The sequence below is a fragment of the Rahnella inusitata genome, assembly GCF_965118895.1.
Lineage (GTDB): Bacteria > Pseudomonadota > Gammaproteobacteria > Enterobacterales > Enterobacteriaceae > Rahnella > Rahnella inusitata_A.
This window is the reverse complement of record NZ_CBCPJJ010000004.1, coordinates 42,413-61,181: the sequence shown is the minus strand read 5'-3', so window position 1 is coordinate 61,181 and position 18,769 is coordinate 42,413. Positions and strand designations below refer to the sequence as shown.

Annotated in this window: 15 protein-coding genes; 5 read left to right on the top strand and 10 right to left on the bottom strand. The window is 54.9% G+C overall.

Translation table 11 applies throughout. The annotated features are described in order from the left end of the window. Positions 1–435 (bottom strand): DMT family transporter, encoded by a 435-nt coding sequence (locus ACMHLI_RS04085; RefSeq protein ID WP_413528361.1) that lies wholly within the window; start codon positions 433–435, stop codon positions 1–3. Between the two features lie 102 nt (positions 436–537). Here ACMHLI_RS04085 and ACMHLI_RS04080 point away from each other — a divergent pair, with 102 nt between their 5' ends. Continuing rightward, positions 538–1,470 (top strand): LysR substrate-binding domain-containing protein, encoded by a 933-nt coding sequence (locus ACMHLI_RS04080; RefSeq protein ID WP_413528476.1) that lies wholly within the window; start codon positions 538–540, stop codon positions 1,468–1,470. An 82-nt stretch (positions 1,471–1,552) separates the two neighbouring features. Here ACMHLI_RS04080 and cirA read toward each other — a convergent pair whose 3' ends face one another. The 6 genes from cirA to yieE all read right to left on the bottom strand — a co-directional run bounded on the left by cirA (position 1,553) and on the right by yieE (position 9,579). Next, positions 1,553–3,526 carry a catecholate siderophore receptor CirA gene (gene cirA, locus ACMHLI_RS04075; protein ID WP_413528360.1) on the bottom strand — a complete coding sequence of 658 codons (1,974 nt, stop codon included), beginning with the start codon at positions 3,524–3,526 and terminating at the stop codon, positions 1,553–1,555. A 197-nt stretch (positions 3,527–3,723) separates the two neighbouring features. Continuing rightward, positions 3,724–4,560 carry an ABC transporter ATP-binding protein gene (locus ACMHLI_RS04070; RefSeq protein WP_413528359.1) on the bottom strand — a complete coding sequence of 279 codons (837 nt, stop codon included), beginning with the start codon at positions 4,558–4,560 and terminating at the stop codon, positions 3,724–3,726. Then, entirely contained in the window at positions 4,560–5,642 is a 1,083-nt protein-coding gene (locus ACMHLI_RS04065) for a FecCD family ABC transporter permease (RefSeq protein WP_413528358.1), read from the bottom strand. Before ACMHLI_RS04065 ends, ACMHLI_RS04070 begins: the two co-directional genes overlap by 1 nt. A 45-nt stretch (positions 5,643–5,687) precedes the next feature. Next, positions 5,688–6,851, bottom strand: coding sequence for an ABC transporter substrate-binding protein (locus tag ACMHLI_RS04060; RefSeq protein ID WP_413528357.1), 1,164 nt, complete (start codon positions 6,849–6,851; stop codon positions 5,688–5,690). A gap of 233 nt (positions 6,852–7,084) precedes the next feature. Beyond that, positions 7,085–8,575: an amino acid permease gene (locus tag ACMHLI_RS04055; protein ID WP_413528356.1), complete on the bottom strand. Its 1,491-nt coding sequence runs from the start codon at positions 8,573–8,575 to the stop codon at positions 7,085–7,087. A gap of 131 nt (positions 8,576–8,706) precedes the next feature. Beyond that, the gene (gene yieE, locus ACMHLI_RS04050; protein WP_413528355.1) at positions 8,707–9,579 is read right to left on the bottom strand and encodes a DNA-binding transcriptional regulator YeiE; all 873 of its coding nucleotides are present in this window, start codon (positions 9,577–9,579) and stop codon (positions 8,707–8,709) included. A gap of 203 nt (positions 9,580–9,782) precedes the next feature. On the opposite strand from yieE, the gene ACMHLI_RS04045 reads away from it, so the two are divergent. Then, the gene (locus ACMHLI_RS04045; protein ID WP_413528354.1) at positions 9,783–10,883 is read left to right on the top strand and encodes a YeiH family protein; all 1,101 of its coding nucleotides are present in this window, start codon (positions 9,783–9,785) and stop codon (positions 10,881–10,883) included. Between the two features lie 103 nt (positions 10,884–10,986). Next, complete coding sequence (nfo, locus tag ACMHLI_RS04040; protein ID WP_413528353.1) at positions 10,987–11,853, top strand: deoxyribonuclease IV; 867 nt, start codon at positions 10,987–10,989, stop codon at positions 11,851–11,853. A 107-nt stretch (positions 11,854–11,960) separates the two neighbouring features. Here the strand turns inward: nfo and ybiB are convergent, their stop codons facing one another. Further along, complete coding sequence (gene ybiB, locus ACMHLI_RS04035) at positions 11,961–12,923, bottom strand: DNA-binding protein YbiB (RefSeq protein WP_413528352.1); 963 nt, start codon at positions 12,921–12,923, stop codon at positions 11,961–11,963. 28 nt (positions 12,924–12,951) lie between these two features. Further along, on the bottom strand, positions 12,952–15,126 hold the full coding sequence (gene dinG / locus ACMHLI_RS04030; RefSeq protein WP_413528351.1) for an ATP-dependent DNA helicase DinG: 2,175 nt from the start codon (positions 15,124–15,126) through the stop codon (positions 12,952–12,954). Positions 15,127–15,449: 323 nt separating this feature from the next. On the opposite strand from dinG, the gene ompC reads away from it, so the two are divergent. Together ompC and ACMHLI_RS04020 are read left to right on the top strand one after the other, a co-directional pair. Then, positions 15,450–16,559, top strand: coding sequence for a porin OmpC (gene ompC / locus ACMHLI_RS04025; protein ID WP_413528350.1), 1,110 nt, complete (start codon positions 15,450–15,452; stop codon positions 16,557–16,559). Between the two features lie 213 nt (positions 16,560–16,772). Further along, entirely contained in the window at positions 16,773–17,579 is an 807-nt protein-coding gene (locus ACMHLI_RS04020; RefSeq protein WP_413528349.1) for a 5'-nucleotidase, lipoprotein e(P4) family, read from the top strand. 698 nt (positions 17,580–18,277) lie between these two features. On the opposite strand, the gene ACMHLI_RS04015 is transcribed toward ACMHLI_RS04020, so the two are convergent. Next, positions 18,278–18,736, bottom strand: a complete 459-nt coding sequence (locus ACMHLI_RS04015) for a GNAT family N-acetyltransferase (protein WP_413528348.1) — start codon at positions 18,734–18,736, stop codon at positions 18,278–18,280. Between the last annotated feature and the right edge of the window lie 33 nt (positions 18,737–18,769).

Genomic DNA, 18,769 nt, shown 5'->3' with positions numbered 1-18,769 from the left:
TTAACTCCAGGCAATCAAAACAAGGGCTGCAACAATAAACACCAAAGCCAGTAAACGCTCGCCACCGACTTTCTTATGAGGTGTGCCAAACCAGCCGTAATGGTCGATCAGGACACTTTTCGCCACCTGCCCTGACAAAATCGCAATCATCGTCATACCGATACCAATCACCGGCGTCGCCAACGTCAGCACGACCACATACACCGGCCCCAGCACGCCGCCAAGCAGCTGCCAGCCAGGTTGTTGTGTAAAGGACGGCGCATTACGCGGGCTGAAAAACAGCACCAGCAGACCGGTCAGCACCGCGCCGACGCCAAATATGCTCAGCGTGGCCCACAGATGCCCTACTTCTGTCCCAAGCGGCCCGATCAGACCGGCCTCCAGCGAAAGCCCCATGCCCGCCAGAATGACCAGCGGAATTAACATCAGATTCATTATTAGCTTGCTCACTCTATTTTAAGAAGCGGCGACTATAGCGTGGCACTTCTTTGCGAAAAACAGCACAATAAGGAAAATACCTTTGCGGATATTGCACAGATGAAAACCTTCAACCAGATCAATATCCAGTCCTTGCGCCTGTTTGTCGCGGTACTGGATCACGGGAATTTCTCAGAAGTCGCACGCCGCGAAGCGATGTCCCCTTCGACGGTATCCCGGGTCATTTCACAGCTGGAACAGGCACTGCAAACGCAACTGCTTTATCGCAATACGCGGGCAGTCAGCCCGACTGAATCCGGCAAACTGCTGGCCGATCATGCCCGTCAGGTGCTGGCACAGCTGGATCTGGCGGCGCTGGATTTGCAGGAGCAGGACAGCGAACCGGGCGGGCTGGTGCGTATCAATGCCCCCGTCGTTTTCGGCCAGCGGCACATTGCGCCCTGGTTGCATGAACTGAGTGCCCACTATCCGCGGCTGAACATTGAGCTGATGCAAACGGATGATTTTATTGATCCCTTGCAGGACAGTGTGGATTTACTCATCCGCATCGGGGTGATGGCCGATTCTACGATGCAGGCACGCACGCTCGGGCAACAGAACTTCCGTCTCGCCGCCAGCCCGGCCTATCTCGCGCGGGCGGGCACACCCGCCACACCTGCTGACCTTGCTTCGCATAGCTGTCTGGTCTTCAAAGGATTCGCCGGTTCACAGCGCTGGTACTTGCGCGAATCGGATCAGGAATGGCGCTCCTACAGCTTGCGCGGCGCACTCACCAGCAATAACGCAGAAACGTTGACGCAGGCGGCTATCGACGGCATGGGGCTGGTGGTGTTTCCCACATGGCTTATTGGCGATGCCCTGCGCGATGGCAGGCTGGTGAATGTAATGAACTCGTATCAGGTGTCGACGTCTCCGGAGCCGCAGACGATAGCGGCGTTGTATCCGAATGGCCGCAGAGCATCGATTAAGGTGCGGGCGGTAATTGATTTTCTGGTGGAGAAATTTGGAGCACCGGCGTATTGGGAACGTTGAAGGTGTTGATCCTCCCCTTCGCAGGGGAGGATTTGTCCGAGAACTGTTTTACTAAGCCGCCATTGCAGCGGCCTCCTGCAAATCAGAAACTATAATCGACAGCGGCAAAATATCTCCGTCCATCTTCGTTATAGCTATAGTCATCCCGATTCAAATCTTTATCCCCGAGGTTCAACACCCCGGCCCGGATTTTCACGGCCTTATTCACCTGATACGACCCGCCGGTGTTCCAGACTGTGTAGCCGCCCGGCGTCGGGTTGCCGTCGGTGACGGTGCGGCTTTTGCCTTTGTAGTTGGCAGAAAGATAGAAGCTCCACGCGTCCCACGGTTTCCAGTCGAGCGTGGCGTTGGTAGTGTGGAACGGCAGTTCCGATAACGGTTTGTTGCCACCGTTGCTGAGATCGCGGGCGTCGTTGTAGGTGTAGTTCAGCTTGAGATCCCATGCCTCGGCGACCGGCAGGCTGACTTCCGTTTCCAGACCGCGAATTCGCGCTTTGTTCACGTTGTAATATTTGAAGATCGGATTGCCGCTGGCGTCGAAGCCGACGAAGTTCTGGTAGGTCGGTGCCAGGCTTTTATTGGCGGTGCGGATAACGGTGATCATGTCATCAATATCATTTTGGAACACCGTGGCACTGGCGTTAACGTCTTCCAGCAGTCCCTCTTCTCCGGCGTAGTACAGGCCGAACTCGATGCTTTCGCTGGTTTCCGCTTTCAGATCTTTACTGCCGACCACGTTACACCCGCCGCGGCAGGACGCACTTTGCCAGTCAGGGCTGAGCTGTAACAGCGACGGTGCTTTGAAAGCCGATGCCCAGCCGCCTTTGAGCGTGACGGTGTCAGTGGCGTTGTAAACCAGATACGCACGCGGGCTCCAGTTGACGCCATAATTTTCGTGGTCATCCATACGCACGCCGCCGGTCAGCGCCAGACTTTCAAAAATCCGCCATTCGTCTTCGAGGAACAGTGCGTACTGATTGGCCTGCGTGCTGCCACCGTTTTTCATGTTCACGCCGTCTTCCAGCTTATCGTTGCGGTATTCTCCGCCGAACGTCAGCAGCTGATTGTATTCGCCCAAAGGGATAACCACTTTGCCGTCGAGAGAGTTGTTTTTCGACGTGATAGTTTCTGCATTTTTGTTCTCGATGTTTTCACCGTAGAAACGCAGTTCGGTATTGGCTAAACCCCAGCGGCCATTGTGTCCGAGCGAGTAATTTTCACGCTCAATACGGTTTTTATCCAGCGTATCGGAATCCCTGTCCTGCCGGTCCATGCCGTAGCCGAAGGTGATGTCCTGATCTTTATCCGGTGTCAGCGAGAATTCGACGTTAGCGTTGCGCGAGGTGTAACCCTCGATGCGCGGCTGGCCGGTGCTACCACTTGAGGAGCTGGCCTGATCTTTTTCACGTTTGCCCAGCGCGCCGTAGACCTTCACGCCTAACAGGTCATCAATCAGCGGGCCGCTGGCGAAAACGTTACCGTTGCCGGTGTCGCCGCGATCGCGGTGTTCCTGCACGGTGGTATCGGCGCTCACCGTTCCGTGCCAGGCTTTACCAACTTTACGGGTAATGATGTTGACCACGCCGCCCAGCGCGTCTGAGCCGTAAAGCGAGGACATCGGCCCGCGCACCACTTCGATGCGCTCAATGGATTCGGCGGGGATCCAGCTCAAATCAAAATCGTTATGGCGGAAGACGGCGTTGCGGGAGTTCACGCGTTTGCCATCCACCAGAATCAGGGTATAACCGCTGCCCAGACCACGGATACTGACGCCCTGACGGTTGTCGCTTTCGTTAGTGATCTGCACGCCCGGTACGTCTTTAAGGACATCTTTAAGATTTTGCACCGGCTTCTTTTGCAGATCTTCACGGGTGATCACGCTGATACTCGCCGGCGCGTCTTTGAGGTTTTGTTCGACGGCGGAGGCGGTGACCACCATCTGATCTTCTTTTTCTTTCACTTCGGTTGTGTCTTCCGCCATCACAGGGAACGCGGCGGCAAACAGCTGTGCGAATAACCCGGCTTTGATTGCCGGTGTCAATTTAACCTTAACCATTTCTTCTCTCCATGAGATAAAACAACCCCGTCGGTGCGGGACGTTGCAATGCATTTCCGTCAATCCGGTAAAAAAAGTGCGAACGGAATCGCCCGGATGATCAGGATCTTATTTTTTAGTTTCAGGCTCACAATATGAAAGGCGGACGCTGCTACTTTGGCTGCGTCCGTTTTTTTAGTACTTCATCTGACTACGTTTTAGATCGAAGGATCGCCGACCAGTCCGTCGATGAGGATTTGCGGCGTTCCCTGCGAGCAGCGTTCAATACGTCCGCGCACGCCGTAAACGCGCGCCAGACTGTCGGCGGTGATCACCGCCTCGGGTTCGCCATCGGCGATCAGATGGCCGTCTTTGAGCATCAAAACACGATCACCGTGGCGCAGCGCGATGTTGATGTCATGCACCACCACCACGGTCACGATATTGCGTTTTTGTGTTTCCTGCCGCACCAGATCCATCACGTGGAACTGATAATTCAGATCCAGCGCGCTGAGCGGTTCGTCGAGCAGTAACAACGAGGGCTGGCGGATTAAAGACTGCGCCAGACCGACCAGCTGTTTCTGCCCGCCGGAGAGCTGATCGAGATAACTCAGCGCCAGATGTTCGATGCCGAGCTGTCGCAGCAGCGTCATCACTTTATCCGTACCTTCCGCCGCTTTGCTTTTCCCGCCGGACGCACGCTGGGCGACGATAATCGATTCCAGTACGTGTAGATGCACACCGGCAGGCAGCGTTTGCGGCAGATACACCACCTGCTCGGCACGGCGTGCGAAAGGCATGGGCATCAAATCGTGGCCATCGAGCATCAGTTGCCCTTCCGCCCGGTTTAACCCTGCCAGCGAGCGCAGGAGTGTCGATTTACCGCTGCCATTCGGTCCCAGCAGTACGGTAATTTTGCCACGTGGCAGCATCGGCACGTTGAGATCGCGGATAACCCGGCGCTTCGGATAACCGGCGTTGAAATCACGGATTTGCAGCCCTTGCGTGGCGGCATTCAGGAGATCCTGAGAAGGGGTTTCCAGCATGGCAGACATCAGACGTTCCCCCGATGACGAAGAATAATACTCAGGAAGAACGGCACGCCGACCAGCGAGGTAACAATGCCGACCGGAATGATGACGCCGGGCACCAGGTTTTTCGACGCCACGGAGGCCATCGACAGCACCAGCGCACCGATCAGCGCACTCGCCGGCAGGTAGAAGCGGTGATCTTCGCCGAACATCAGGCGGGCAATGTGCGGCGCGACCAGGCCGATAAAGCCAATCGGGCCAACGAACGCCACCGCCAGTGCGGAAAGAATACTGATGCGCAGCAGCGTGCCGAGGCGCAGACGACGCACATCGATACCAAAACTGACTGCACGATCTTCACCCAGACGCAGCGCCGTGAGCTTCCACGCGCTCATCATTGACCACGGCAGCAAAATGAGGAAAGCGAACATCATCACCCCAAGTTTCACCCATGACGCGCGCGCCAGACTGCCCATCGTCCAGAAGACTAAACCCTGTAAGGTGTCTTCGGTGGCGATGAACTGCATCAGCGAAACCAGTGCGTTAAAGGTGAACACCAGCGCGATACCGAACAGCACCACGCCGGAGCTGGCGACGCGCGTCCAGCGGGTGATGCCATCGAGCATCAGCGCGGCGAGGAGTGCGAAAATGAAGGCGTTAGCGGAGATAAACCACTGGTCGGGCACCCCCGGAATACCGATGCCCAGCACTATCGCCAGCGCGGCGCCAAAGGCGGCTGCGGACGAGACGCCAAGCGTAAACGGGCTGGCCAGCGGGTTATTGAGGATAGTCTGCATTTCGGCACCGGCGAGGCCAAGAGACATGCCCACCGCAATCGCCATCAGCGCATACGGCAAACGAATATCCCAGACGATCACCCGCGTGCCCGGATCGGCAGCAGCCGCGTTAAACAAGGTTTTCCACAGCGTACTGAGTGACAACCCCGAAGGCCCCATCACGAAATCAATCACCAGTGAGACGACAATCGCCAGCACCAGGACAAGCATGATGGACAAACGGCGGCGTACGATATTCTGGTATTGCCCCATAACACTGTTGTCGGCATTGGCTTTCGCCGTCAGCGCAGGTTCGGTGGTTGCACTCATGTTTTGCTTCAATCTCATCAACGTAAAAACTTACAGCAGGATAACTTACTTCCCGCTTTCCGGTTTAACTGCATCCGTCCAGTAGGTGCCCGTCGGCTCTACGGCGAGGAATTGTTTATAAAGCTGATTCTGGGTTTGCTGCGGATCGACGTCCGCAAACTTCTCTGGATAAAACGCTTTGGCAAAAACCTGAACCGCCAGCACGTTATACGGCGAGTTATAATAGTTATGCCAGATGCCAAAACTGCGGCCTTCTTGCGCCGCTTTGAGTGTGCTGATGCCTTTACGCTGCAACAGCGGCGTCAGACTGGCGCGCGCCTGCTCTGGCGTCGTCTGCGCGCCAAGCACCAGACCGGTCGGTGGCGGATCCCCCGCTTTCGCCGGTTTACCGCCACCGCTGACCAGATACACGTCCGGCTGCGCGGCGATCACTTTTTCAAGATTGACCAGCCCCAGCGGCCCCGGCAACAGCGGTTTGGAAATGTTCACGCCGCCCGCCTGATCGATAAAATCACCCATGTTGCCCTTTCCGGCTGAACGGCAGCATTCATCAGCGGTAGACGCACGCAGTTCGATGAACACTTTTGGCTTATCCTGCTCGGGTATGTTTTTGGTCACATCGGTAACGCGTTTGATGTTGTCTTTATAAAACGCGATGTAATCCTGCGCCTGCTTTTCGCGGTTCAGGACTTTGCCCAGCAATTCCATGCTCGGCAGGGTATTTTTCAGCGGTGAGGTGCGGAAATCAACAAAGACCACCGGCACACCGGCTTTTTGTAACTGCGTGACCAGCGCGCTTTCCTTGCCCGGACCGTGCCCCGACAAACCAAAAATCGCCAGCTGCGGATTGAGCGTGAGCACTTTCTCCGGGCTAATGCTGTCGGCGCTGGTGTTACCAATCAGCGGGATTTTGTCGATCTGCGGGAATTTAGCCTGATAGGTAGCGTAGGTTTGCGGATCTAACTTGCGGAAATCACCCTGCCAGCCAACAATGCGGTCGAAGGGTTTCTGCCCTTCCAGCAGGGAAACAGCAAAGAACAACCGCCCTTCTCCCAGCACCACTCGCTGAACATCATCCGGTACCGTAACGGTTCGCCCGGCGATATCGGTCACCGTGATGGCCTGCGCACCAAAACTCATGACGCCCATCGCCAGTGCCAAAATGCCTCCGGCAACGCGGGGGCTTACCAAATTCTGCTGATAATTCATCTTCTTCCGATTCCTTTACGTTTCCCTGAAGAGGCGCTAACAATAAAAGAAATGATAACGATTATCAATGCAGTTTACATAACCCCTAAAGAATATAGAGGGATGCCGTGCGGCGAAACAAGACTGAGGTAACAAAGCATTACGCTGCCGGGCGAAAAAAACGAAATAAAGACATAAAAAAAAAGCGGAGCCGAAGCTCCGCCTTGATAACCGCGTGAAAAACGCAAATCCCGTTATTGGTCGCTACTTTTAGTCTCGACGTATTTTAGGAACTCCATTTCGCTGTATTTCACCACTTTCGTGCCTTTTGTCAGCTTGTAACCGAACCAGATGATCAGGAACAGCGGCAGGCCGATATAGGTCGCGGCGACGCCGTACCAGTCGATGGTGTCTTTCAGGAACGCCTGATAGTTTTGGCCGAGTGTAATAATCAGACACAACACAAAGGCGAATACCGGGCCGAACGGGAAGAAACCAGACAGATACGGCAGGTCTTTCAGATCACGCCCCTGCGAAACATAGCCGCGACGGAAACGGTAATGACTGATTGCGATACCGAGCCAGGCGATAAAACCGGTCATGCCTGACGTGTTCAGCAGCCACAGGTAAACGGTCTGATTACCGAAGGTTGAGCTCAGGAAGCACAGCGCGGCCACGACGGTTGTCGCATACAGCGCGTTACGCGGTACGCCGCCTTTCGACAGTTTGGCGAACATGCGCGGCGCTTTGCCTTCGCTGGCCAGTGTGAACAGCATACGGGTAGACGCATACATACCTGAGTTACCGGCGGAGAGCACGGCGGTCAGGATCACGGCGTTCATCACCGCTGCGGCCGACAACAGACCGGCGTTACGGAAGACCAGCGTGAACGGGCTGACGGAGATATCGCCGACTTCGTTACGCAGCAGGTTCGGATCGGTGTAAGGAATGATCAGGCTGATGACCAGAATCGCCAGAATATAGAACAGCAGGATACGCCAGAACACCTGCCGCACCGCGCGGGGAATATTCTTAGCCGGGTTCTCAGATTCGCCCGCCGCGACGCCGATAAGCTCAGTCCCCTGGAAGGAGAATCCGACGATCATCGCTACGCCTATCATTGAGGCAAATCCGCCTGCAAACGGCGCATCGCCGATAGCCCAGTTGTGCCAGCCCGCCGTTTCGCCACCGCGCATAATACCGGTGATCATCAGCACGCCGACGGCGATAAAGATGATGACGGTGACGACTTTGATAAGCGAGAACCAGTATTCAGCTTCACCGAAACCGCGAACAGAAATGTAGTTCAGCAGGAAGATCAAACTGAGGAACAAGGCGCTCCAGATCCAGCCCGGCGTATCCGGGAACCAGTAGTTCATCACCAGTTGCGAGGCCACGAGATCTACCGCAATGGTCACCGCCCAGTTGTACCAGTAGTTCCAGCCCAGTGCGAAACCAAAGCCTTCTTCTACATAGCGGGAGCCGTAAGTGGAGAATGAACCTGAGACCGGCATGAACGCGGCCAGTTCGCCGAGGCTGGTCATCAGGAAGTACACCATGATGCCGATCAGCGCATAAGACAGCAGCGCGCCGCCCGGACCTGCCTGTGACACCGTCGCGCCTGAGGCGACGAATAACCCTGTACCAATTGAGCCGCCAATGGCGATCATCGTTAAGTGACGTGCCTTCAGCTCGCGACGCAGTGTGGGTGCCACCTGCGTATTTTTTGTAGGTTGTTGAGCCATGTTTTCCCTATATCCGCTCGTCATTCTAAAATTTAAGCGCGGATTGTAGCAAAACCTGCCGCTCTGAATAGCAGGAACGACCTGTTATAAGACACCTTCATAACTGGCCGCCGATCATTAGCGAAAGACTGTTATTGCGATTCCCGACAGTAGGTTAAAAACCGTGATAATGCGCTGGAGATGTGCTTCTGGCGGTGATGGATCAGATACAGTTTGCGCACCAGCGGCGGGACCGGCAGGCGGATTTCCACCAGCGTGCCGCTGCTCAGTTGCTCGGCAATGACGCGCCGCGACAGGCAGCTGATGCCTATCCCGTGGCGCACTGCGTGTTTGATCGCTTCAGAATTCCCAAGCTCCATGACCAGATTGAAATCCGGCAACTGCGGCAGCAAAAGGTGATCCAACACTTCGCGTGTACCAGACCCGCGCTCGCGTAAAATCCACGGTTCGCGCGCAAGCGCTTCGAGCGTTACCGGCTGACTTGCCAGGGGATTCTCCGGTGCGACAAACACCACCAGCTCATCATCCAGCCAGGGTTGGGTGATAAGCTCCGGCATCTGACACGGCCCTTCAATCAGGCCCAGATCGACCCGGAAATCCGCGACGGCGTTGATCACGTCGTTAGTATTGCCGACGTTGAGTTCCAGCGGCGTGCCGGGGAAATCCAGACGATATTCCGCCAGCATCGCCGGCAGCATGTAGTTACCGATGGTGCTGCTCGCGCCAATGCGCAGCGAGCCGTTATCGTGATTGAAAAGACGTTCGATTTCACCCGCCTGCTCCAGCAGTGCCAGCGCTTTCGGATACAGCAGACGGCCGTGTTCGTTGATCACCAGCCGCTTCCCGACGCGGTCAAACAGCTGCACGCCGAGCTGGCTTTCGATGTCGGCCAGCGAGGCGCTGACGGCAGATTGTGATAATGAAAGCACCACCGATGCCTGCGTGGTCGAACCGCTTTTCAGCACCTCGGCGAAGACTTCAAGTTGTCGCAATGTAATGTGCATAAATGTCCCGCTATCTTCGCGCGCCTGACGACGCGTTTTCTTTTATCAGTATAGACCTTTGGTCAGCCCGCTCTTTTCGACCGCCCTTTTTATACCAGTTTTAGTGATAGGTTATAAAGTTATAATCAATTTCATTTTTATATAAGGGCGGCGTAGCCTTGTCTCATCACTCCTGTTGTTCACCACTAACAAGGAAACGGACGATGAAGACATTTCAGCTCAATCACGTAAGCGAGGCGAAACACGACCGCCCGCAGCCTTTGTGGTTCAGCCGCGTACTGCCCGGCCTTTTACTGACCGGCGCAATCACCGCCCTGGCGGTGTGGCTGAGCGATTTTCCCGCACTGAACCAGCTCGGCCTCAGCGCGCTGACGCTGGCGATTGTTATCGGCATGGTGATCGGTAACACGGTCTATCCGGCCGCAAAACCCTGGTGTGACGAAGGCGTGACGCTGGCAAAACAGCGTCTGCTGCGTCTGGGGATCATTCTTTACGGCCTGCGCCTCACCTTTGCGCAGATCGCTGATGTCGGTGCGACCGGCATTCTGATCGACGCCACGATGCTGTGCTCCACTTTTGCCCTCGCCTGCTGGCTCGGGCAGCGGGTATTTAAGTTAGACCGCGATACCTCAATGTTGATCGGCGCGGGCAGCAGTATTTGTGGGGCTGCGGCGGTGATGGCCACCGAGCCGGTGCTCAACGCTAAGGCCGAGAAAGTGACGGTCGCCGTCGCGACGGTGGTGATTTTTGGCACCGCCGCCATCTTCCTCTATCCGTGGCTGTGGCAGCTCAACGCGCATTATCACTGGCTGAACTTCACGGCGTCACAGTTCGGCATTTACACCGGTTCAACGGTGCATGAAGTGGCACAGGTGGTGGCGGCGGGTCAGGGTATCAGCCCGGAGGCGGAAAACGCGGCGGTGATCGCCAAGATGATCCGCGTAATGATGCTGGCGCCGTTCCTGCTGCTGTTATCCGGCTGGATCGCCCGTCGCAAAGGCGTGCAGGCAGAAGGTCAGGCAACGGGAATGCGCAACATCACCATTCCGTGGTTCGCGCTGTTCTTTATTCTGGTGGCGGCGTTTAACTCGCTGGATATTCTGCCGCACAGCTGGATCCCGGCGCTGATTACTCTCGACACGGTATTGCTGGCGATGGCGATGGCGGCACTCGGTCTGACTACGCACATCAGCGCACTGCGTCAGGCAGGCCTGAAACCAATGCTGCTGGCGGCGATGTTATTCGTCTGGCTGATTGTCGGCGGCGCAGGCATTAACCAGCTAATCCACCACCTTTTTGGCTGATGTAGTGGGTTTTACACGCCAGCTTTTACACTTCAGTGCTGCGCCTCCTTCACGGAGGCGCTATCATCCCTCCATTAACGCGATGAATAACTGAGGAGCAAAAATGAAGTTTGTCGGAGCACACGTCAGTGCGGCAGGCGGCGTAGACCAGGCCGTACTGAGGGCGCACGAGCTGGAAGCCACGGCTTTTGCGCTTTTCACCAAAAATCAGCGTCAGTGGAAAGCCGCACCGTTGCCGGAAGACGTCATCGAAAAATTCAAAGCGGCCTGTGAAAAATACGGTTATCAGAGCAGCCAGATTTTGCCGCACGACAGCTATCTGATTAACCTCGGCCACCCGGTGACCGAAGCGCTGGAGAAATCCCGCGAGGCATTCCTCGACGAACTGCAACGCTGCGAACAGCTGGGCCTTTCGCTGCTCAACTTCCATCCGGGCAGCCACCTGATGCAAATCGACGAAGACAAATGTCTCGAGCGCATTTCCGAATCGCTGAATATCGCCCTGTCACAAACTAAGGGCGTCACGGCGGTGATTGAAAACACCGCCGGTCAGGGCAGCAATCTGGGTTTCCGCTTCGAGCATTTAGCAAAAATCATTGACGGCGTGGAAGACAAAAGCCGCGTTGGCGTCTGCATCGACACCTGCCACGCCTTCGCCGCCGGCTATGACTTGCGCACCGTCGAAGAGTGTGAAAATACCTTCCGGCATTTCAGCGACGTCGTCGGCTTCGAGTATCTGCGCGGAATGCATCTCAACGATGCGAAAAGCGAATTCAACAGCCGCGTCGACCGTCATCATAGTCTGGGTGAAGGCAACATCGGGAATACGGTGTTTAGCTGGGTAATGAAAGACCCGAGATTTGATGGGATCCCGATGATTCTGGAAACGGTAAATCCGGAGATATGGGCAGATGAAATCGCGTGGTTAAAGGCGCAGCAGACTGCTGAGGCGGATGACGCCGCGGCGTGATCGCAACAAAGAAGGCACCTTCGCTGCTCCCCCTGCAAAGGGGGAGCAGCTGTGTCGAATGTCAACCTGGCACCGATTAATACGCCGCCCCAATCCCCGGTCCGGGATTAAAACAGTTGATCAACCAGCATTCGTGCTTCCACGACATCCCCGGAAACGCCGCACCCGACGAGCACACAGGCTGCCTGTGTCAAAATCGCCACCGGAATATCGCGCTCCCCCTTAAGACATTCCTGAATAAATGTCACCGTCGCCGCGACATCTTTCGTTCCCGGCGTATCGGAGCCGAATATTTCCTCCTTTTCAGCCAGCACCTGTTGCTCGCCCGCAACAATCAGATGAGTCTGCGGGAACCGCTGCGGATTGGCATACACTTCCCCTTCGGTGCCCTGCGTCAGCAAGGCGCGGCCGTTGATCTGGCGGAAAAATGAAGAAACGCGCTGAATATATTCCGGGTGCGAAACGCTCGATAATCGCAGGGAATCCTGCCCGATGAACGGGCTGATAAGCTTCGCCAGCGTGTGGCTGCTGTTTCGCACGCCCATCTGCCAGCGCAGCGAAAGTTGTTTATCGACAGGCGGGCACAAAACAGAAATCGGGATAAATACCGGCGCGGTGCCAGCGTCGAGCTGCTGCTGCGCCTGTTCCTGCGTGCGTGCGGCTTCGATACCGAGCGCACGGAAAATCTCGGCGCTGGTGATACGGGTCGGGTCTTCGTCGACGCCGTGAACCACGACCGGCAGGCCGAGACGGCTGAGCAAAATGGCCAGCAGCGGGGTGAGGTTCGCCTGCTTGCGCGCGCCGTTGTAAGTCGGGATCACCACCGGCAAAGGACGATCTGCCGGAGCCTGAAGGCGCATCACGCGCTCTTCCATCGCCTGATAAAAACCAAGCATCTCCTCTTCTGCTTCGCCTTTAATTCGAAAAGCGATCAGCAAAGCACCGAGCTGTAAATCCGGCACGTCACCGGCGAGGATCTCGCGGTACAGCGCAAGCGACTGATCCCGGTCTAAATCACGGGCGTGATTTTTTCCGCGCCCGACTTCTTTGATGAGTTTGGTGTAATCCATCGTACCGTTACCTTATCTGTTCAAATCATTAGCGGCGGCGCACACGGCGGCGAACCGGATCTTTCTTCACTGTTTTGAGCATATCTGGCCGCTTAACCGACCCCGGCGCAGGCATTTCACGGTGCTCAATCGGGAACACCGGCAACGCCGCCAGCAGGCGCGAACCGTAACTTTTGGTCAGTAAACGTTTATCGTAAATCACGATTTCACCGGTGCATTCGTGGCTGCGAATTAATCGGCCAACCTGTTGGATCAGATTAAACGATGCGCTCGGCAGGCTTTGCACTTCAAACGGATAACGTTTCAGCGTTTTCAGCCATTCGCCTTCGGTCAGGATCACCGGGCTGTCGACCGGCGGGAAAGCAATTTTATGGATATGCACCTGCGTCAGCAGCTCGCCTTTCAGATCCAGCCCTTCGGCGAAAGATTGCAGACCTATCAGTATGCTGGTGGTGCCCTCTGAAACGCGTTTGCGGTGCTCTTCCACCAGCCGGTAGCGGGGCTGATCGCCCTGCACCAGCAGCATCAGACGCAAATCCGGCAGCAGAGCCACAAACTGTTGCAGCGCGCGATTGCTGGCGAACAACACCAGCTGGCCGGTATGCAGCCCTTTCGCCAGTTCGGTGCGAAAGAAATCAGCCATCTCCTGCAAATGCGCCGCTTCGTTGGCCATCACGGGTTCAAGCGTCATCTTCGGGATGACGATTTTACCCTGCTCGACGTGATTAAACGGCGAATCCAGGCTGACAAAACGATCACCGGCTTTTTCGCTCAGACCGCTCATTTCCTGCAAGCGGGAGAAGCTGTTCAGCGAGCGCAAAGTGGCGGAGGTGATGACCACGTGCGGCACCTTGCGCCACAGCATTTTTTCCAGCTGATCGCTGACGCGAATACCCGCGCAGTGGAACACCAGATGCGTCTGATTATCGAAATATGCCCGTGTGACCCATTTGCCAATCGGCGCATTGGAGGCTTTATCCAGCGCCGCCAGCCGCCACAGTTTGCTCATGGTTTCGAGATAGCTTTGCATGCGGCTCATGTGCAGGATAGCGCGGTGCAGACGCAGAATGTCGTGCTTGCCTGTCTTCTCGCTGAGATCGTTCACCATGTATTCCGCCAGACTGCGCAGGCCGTCGGTGAGTTTGAACAGGCGGCCGCACTGCTCAGTCAGCTCCGGCGGCAGCGCGCCGAGCTCAAAACGAAACTCCGCTTCCGGCTCATCCGCTGGCAGATATTGACTGACCGATTGCTCGATAAGCATCAGCAGTTCGCGCATCTCAGCGCAGTGATTGTGCAGACGCTCGGCGTTGGTCAGCGGCGGTGGATTTTTCGGGGTAAACAGTGCCAGACATTGCTCAATCTGACGCACAAAATTATCCAGTTGCAGATTGTTCCACACCGCCGTGATTTCGGCATCGACTTCCAGCGCGTCGCGCGCGACCTCCGGCAGGTGATGCCCTTCATCAAGCACCAGAAGCAAGTCTTTCGCCGGTGGCAGCACCGATTCTGACTCCAGCGCGGCCATCACTAATGCGTGGTTGGTGACCACCACGTCAGCACTTTCTATCTCTTTACGTGCCACAAAATACGGGCACTCGCGGAAATAATGACAGTTGCGGCTGAGGCAGTTGGCTTTGTCCGTGCTGATTTTAATCCACAGCGGATCGTCGATGGTTTTTTTATAGTGATCGCGCAGCCCGTCCCACTCGTAGCGGGAGAGCGCGGTTTCCAGCGTTTTGCACAGCTTTTGTTCTTCACCGCTGGAAGGTGCCAGCTCGTCACCGAGAAACAAGCCCAGATCGCCCTGCGCATTTTCATTGCTCATCGATGCCAGATTGCGCGGGCAGACATAGCGACCACGGCCAAACGCACCGGTAAATTTCAGATCCGGAATGATTTTTTTCAGCAGCGGTAAATCTTTGCTGTAAATCTGATCCTGCAACGCGACGTTGGCGGTGCTGACAATCAGCGGCTTTTCTTCTTCACGGCTGACGGCAATGCCGGGGATGAGATAGGACAGCGTTTTCCCGACGCCGGTCGGCGCCTCAATGGCCAGATGCCGTGCAGAATCCCCCGAGAACGCCTTCGCCACCTCTGCAATCATTTGTCGTTGCGGAGCACGGGGAATGAAATCCGGAATTTGTTCTTGCAGGGCTTTGTACCACTGGCTGATCTGATTTTTTACTGCGGGGGAAAGCGCCATGCATCTCTTTTTGTTGGGGTCGGGACCAAAGTGTGGCAGCCATTGTCCCACAGACCGGCTTTTGGCGCAGCCCGAAATCGCCCGTTAGCGCCATTTTCACCGCGTCACTTTCCGTTTAAAAAATGGAGGACTTGTAAAAAAAAGAAAAGTTCATTTCTGTTTGTCATAAATTGATCACAAATCTACGGTAAAAAACCTTCGCTGAGAAAATTCCGAGCTCACACGGAATGCATAGCAAAAAATGATGATTAGCGTCTTTCCACAAGACTTCATATAAAGCTTTCCACCAAAAGCTTTTAAATAAGAATGCAGGGTAAAAATTCATGAAACGTAATATTCTGGCACTTTTAATTCCTGGTTTATTGATTGCATCAGGCGCACACGCAGCAGAAATTTATAATAAAGACGGCAATAAACTCGACCTGTACGGGAAAGTAAAAGGTCTGCATTATTTCTCTGATGCGCCGGGCAGCGATGGCGACCAGAGTTATGTCCGTTTCGGTTTTAAAGGTCAGACGCAAATTAACGACCTGATCACCGGTTACGGCCAGTGGGAATATAACGTTCAGGCCAACCACGCAGAGTCTGACAGCAAATCACCAAGCACCACCGGCACCAAAACCCGTCTGGGCTTTGCGGGTCTGAAATTTGGTCAGTACGGTTCATTCGACTACGGTCGTAACTACGGCGCACTGTACGACGTCGAAGCCTGGACCGATATGTTCCCTGAATTCGGCGGCGATGGTTACACCAAGGCTGACCGCTTCATGACCGGCCGTACTAACGGCGTGGCTACTTACCGTAACCGTGGCTTCTTCGGCATGGTTGATGGTCTGAACGTTGCGCTTCAGTATCAGGGTAAAAACGAAAACGACGGTCGCAGCAGCAGCACGGCGAACGGCGACGGTTATGCACTTTCCACCACTTACGCACTCGGTGATACCGGCGTGAGCTTCGGTGGCGCATACGCTTCTTCTGACCGCACGACTGGCCAGAGCAACTCAGCCTATGGCAAAGGCGATAAAGCCGACGCATGGACTGGCGGTATGAAATACGATGCTAACGGTGTTTATTTAGCCGCTATGTATGCTGAAACCCGTAATATGATTGCTATCACCGTTCCGGCAGGTATTGCAGGCGCACCGGCAGGCAGCGGTTTTGCTAATAAAACCCAGACCGTTGAAGCAGTCGCACAATATCAGTTCGACTTCGGTCTGCGCCCTTCTCTGGGTTATGTTCAGACTAAAGGCAAAGATATTGAAGGTATCGGCGACGTTGACCTGGTTAAATATTTCGACGTGGGCGCAACCTATTATTTCAACAAAAACATGTCAGCCTATGTTGATTATAAAATCAACCAACTGGATGACGATAATAAACTGGGTCTGAATAACGACGACGTCACCGCCGTTGGCCTGGCTTATCAGTTCTGATTTAAGTCAAATTACACCTCATTATTATTCACTCTTTTATTCTCTGTCTTGATTTTATTCGGCCGGACTCACCCTCCGGCCTTTTTTGTTTTTGGTGTTTTACGGCACATCTCGCGTAATTCGCCTTTTTCGCTTTCGCATCACGCTGAATCTGCTAAAGTTTCAGAGAATTTTACGAATGAGAACTTCTCTTAACAAAAACAGGGATAACCAATGAATAAAGTTTCGCTTTGTACCACCAGTGCCTTAATCATGCTGGCTTTGAGCGGCTGTGCGCAGCAGAAAACTGATGCTCAGCAAAAACTGAACGATCAGTCGGTGATGGCACTGAACTGGTTCCAGCAGTCAGGTGAATATCAGGCGCTGACCTATCAGGCATTCAACACCGCGAAAATGGCGTTCGATCAGGCACAGCCGCTGGCAGGCAAGAAGAAAGCCGTGGTGGTGGATCTGGATGAAACCATGCTCGATAACAGCGCGTACAGTGCGTGGCAGGTCAAAGCGAACAAGCCATTCGACAGCAAAACCTGGTCGGAGTGGACCGCAGCACGTCAGGCGACCGCGATTCCTGGCGCAGTGGAATTTGCTAACTACGTGAACACCCACGGCGGCACGATGTTCTACGTATCCAACCGTAAAACCAGCGAATACGCCGCCACGCTGGACAACATGAACCGTCTGGGCTTCACCGGCGCAAATGACCAAACCATGTTGCTGAGCTCTGACACCTCGAACAAGCAGGTGCGTTTTGACTCCATCAAAGCCGCCGGTTATCACATCGTATTGTTCGTCGGTGACAACCTGAACGACTTCGGCTCTGCGACTTATCACAAAGATAACGCCCAGCGCCGCGCCTTCGTGAACCAAAACCATCAGCAGTTCGGCACGCAATATATCGTCCTGCCTAACCCGTTGTACGGTGACTGGGAGAGCGGACTGGCGAAGGATTACAATAAGCTGACGCCGGAGCAAAAATTGTCCGTGCGGGAGCAGAATCTGAAGGCGTGGAGCGAGAAATAATAATTTTCTGCTTTAGAAAGCTGACAAATTCTCTCAATTGCGGATGCCGCGCAATCCGGCTTTCAAAACAGATTGAGAACGTTTCGGTTTCTTAATTGCAGTGTTCACTTAGCTAGCTGCCCCGAAACCGACCAAGAGAGGGAAGTGCTTTCCCTCTCTTGGATCTCTCCACGCTTTATTAAATACGCGCTATCGCCAGAACGAAGGACATGTTCTGGCACTTCCTCGTGTGGCGCAAATCCAGGCACTTCGTGCTCCCCTCACTCGGTCTTCGAGCCATTGGTCTCGAAGCCGCTTCGTTCAACTGGATTTTTGATCGCGCCTTCTCACCATTATTAAAAACAAAAACTAAGAAATCTAAACCAGGTGTTTTTTTTTGGAAATAATCCAAACAGGTGAAGTTGTGACCTAAAAAGCTTTGGCCACGTTCAAAAATCACGCCGGCACGAGAGGTGGAAAACCGCGCGTCTTTTTGCGCGGGTTGGAACCCGAGCGAAGGGCACCGCGCAGCGGCGGGATTTTGCGGCAATAGGAGGAGTTTCTGAAACAGAGCCAGGATGCATGGCACGTGTTTTAAAGAGCCCGGGGGTCTTGGGGGCGGTGGCGATACGCCGTCCCCCAAGTCGGTGTGGGCCGACGCCCACGGTTTTGACCTTAAAGCCGGTTTGGGCGACGAGCCCAAGCTCTTGAAGTTGAAATTAAAGAATCAACTCCATCCCCACATGCGGTATCCCATCCTCCTCATAAACTTCGGTGTACACCACAAACCCCAACTTCCCGTAAAACGCTTCTAAATGTGCCTGCGCTGAAATCGCCACGCGAATATCCGGCCAGTGTTTCTGGCATGAAACCAGTGCCCGCTCCATTAACTGATAGCCGAGCTTCAGCCTCCGCGCTGAAGGTGCCACAATCACCCGCCCGATCGCCACACCTTCTTCATGACGCAAAATTCGCGCATAGGCCGCCGGTTTGCCGTCGAGCCACGCGACGATATGACGGTTCTCGCCAGTCAGATCCTGGCCGTCGATGTCCTGGTAAACACAGGTCTGCTCCACGACAAACACTTCACTGCGCAATGCCAGAATGGCGTAAAGCTGTTGCGCGGTCAGCTCGCGATGGTGATAGTCCTGCCAGTCGATAGATGAAGATTCGGTCATGAATGCCTGCCCCGCCTTTGCCTGAAAACGCAG

What these genes read in the sequence shown, in the direction of transcription:
- ACMHLI_RS04085 (WP_413528361.1), bottom strand. Translation starts at nt 435, where the DNA reads ATGAATCTGATGTTAATTCCGCTGGTCATTCTGGCGGGCATGGGGCTT.
- ACMHLI_RS04080 (WP_413528476.1), top strand. Translation starts at nt 538, where the DNA reads ATGAAAACCTTCAACCAGATCAATATCCAGTCCTTGCGCCTGTTTGTC.
- cirA (WP_413528360.1), bottom strand. Translation starts at nt 3,526, where the DNA reads ATGGTTAAGGTTAAATTGACACCGGCAATCAAAGCCGGGTTATTCGCA.
- ACMHLI_RS04070 (WP_413528359.1), bottom strand. Translation starts at nt 4,560, where the DNA reads ATGTCTGCCATGCTGGAAACCCCTTCTCAGGATCTCCTGAATGCCGCC.
- ACMHLI_RS04065 (WP_413528358.1), bottom strand. Translation starts at nt 5,642, where the DNA reads ATGAGTGCAACCACCGAACCTGCGCTGACGGCGAAAGCCAATGCCGAC.
- ACMHLI_RS04060 (WP_413528357.1), bottom strand. Translation starts at nt 6,851, where the DNA reads ATGAATTATCAGCAGAATTTGGTAAGCCCCCGCGTTGCCGGAGGCATT.
- ACMHLI_RS04055 (WP_413528356.1), bottom strand. Translation starts at nt 8,575, where the DNA reads ATGGCTCAACAACCTACAAAAAATACGCAGGTGGCACCCACACTGCGT.
- yieE (WP_413528355.1), bottom strand. Translation starts at nt 9,579, where the DNA reads ATGCACATTACATTGCGACAACTTGAAGTCTTCGCCGAGGTGCTGAAA.
- ACMHLI_RS04045 (WP_413528354.1), top strand. Translation starts at nt 9,783, where the DNA reads ATGAAGACATTTCAGCTCAATCACGTAAGCGAGGCGAAACACGACCGC.
- nfo (WP_413528353.1), top strand. Translation starts at nt 10,987, where the DNA reads ATGAAGTTTGTCGGAGCACACGTCAGTGCGGCAGGCGGCGTAGACCAG.
- ybiB (WP_413528352.1), bottom strand. Translation starts at nt 12,923, where the DNA reads ATGGATTACACCAAACTCATCAAAGAAGTCGGGCGCGGAAAAAATCAC.
- dinG (WP_413528351.1), bottom strand. Translation starts at nt 15,126, where the DNA reads ATGGCGCTTTCCCCCGCAGTAAAAAATCAGATCAGCCAGTGGTACAAA.
- ompC (WP_413528350.1), top strand. Translation starts at nt 15,450, where the DNA reads ATGAAACGTAATATTCTGGCACTTTTAATTCCTGGTTTATTGATTGCA.
- ACMHLI_RS04020 (WP_413528349.1), top strand. Translation starts at nt 16,773, where the DNA reads ATGAATAAAGTTTCGCTTTGTACCACCAGTGCCTTAATCATGCTGGCT.
- ACMHLI_RS04015 (WP_413528348.1), bottom strand. Translation starts at nt 18,736, where the DNA reads ATGACCGAATCTTCATCTATCGACTGGCAGGACTATCACCATCGCGAG.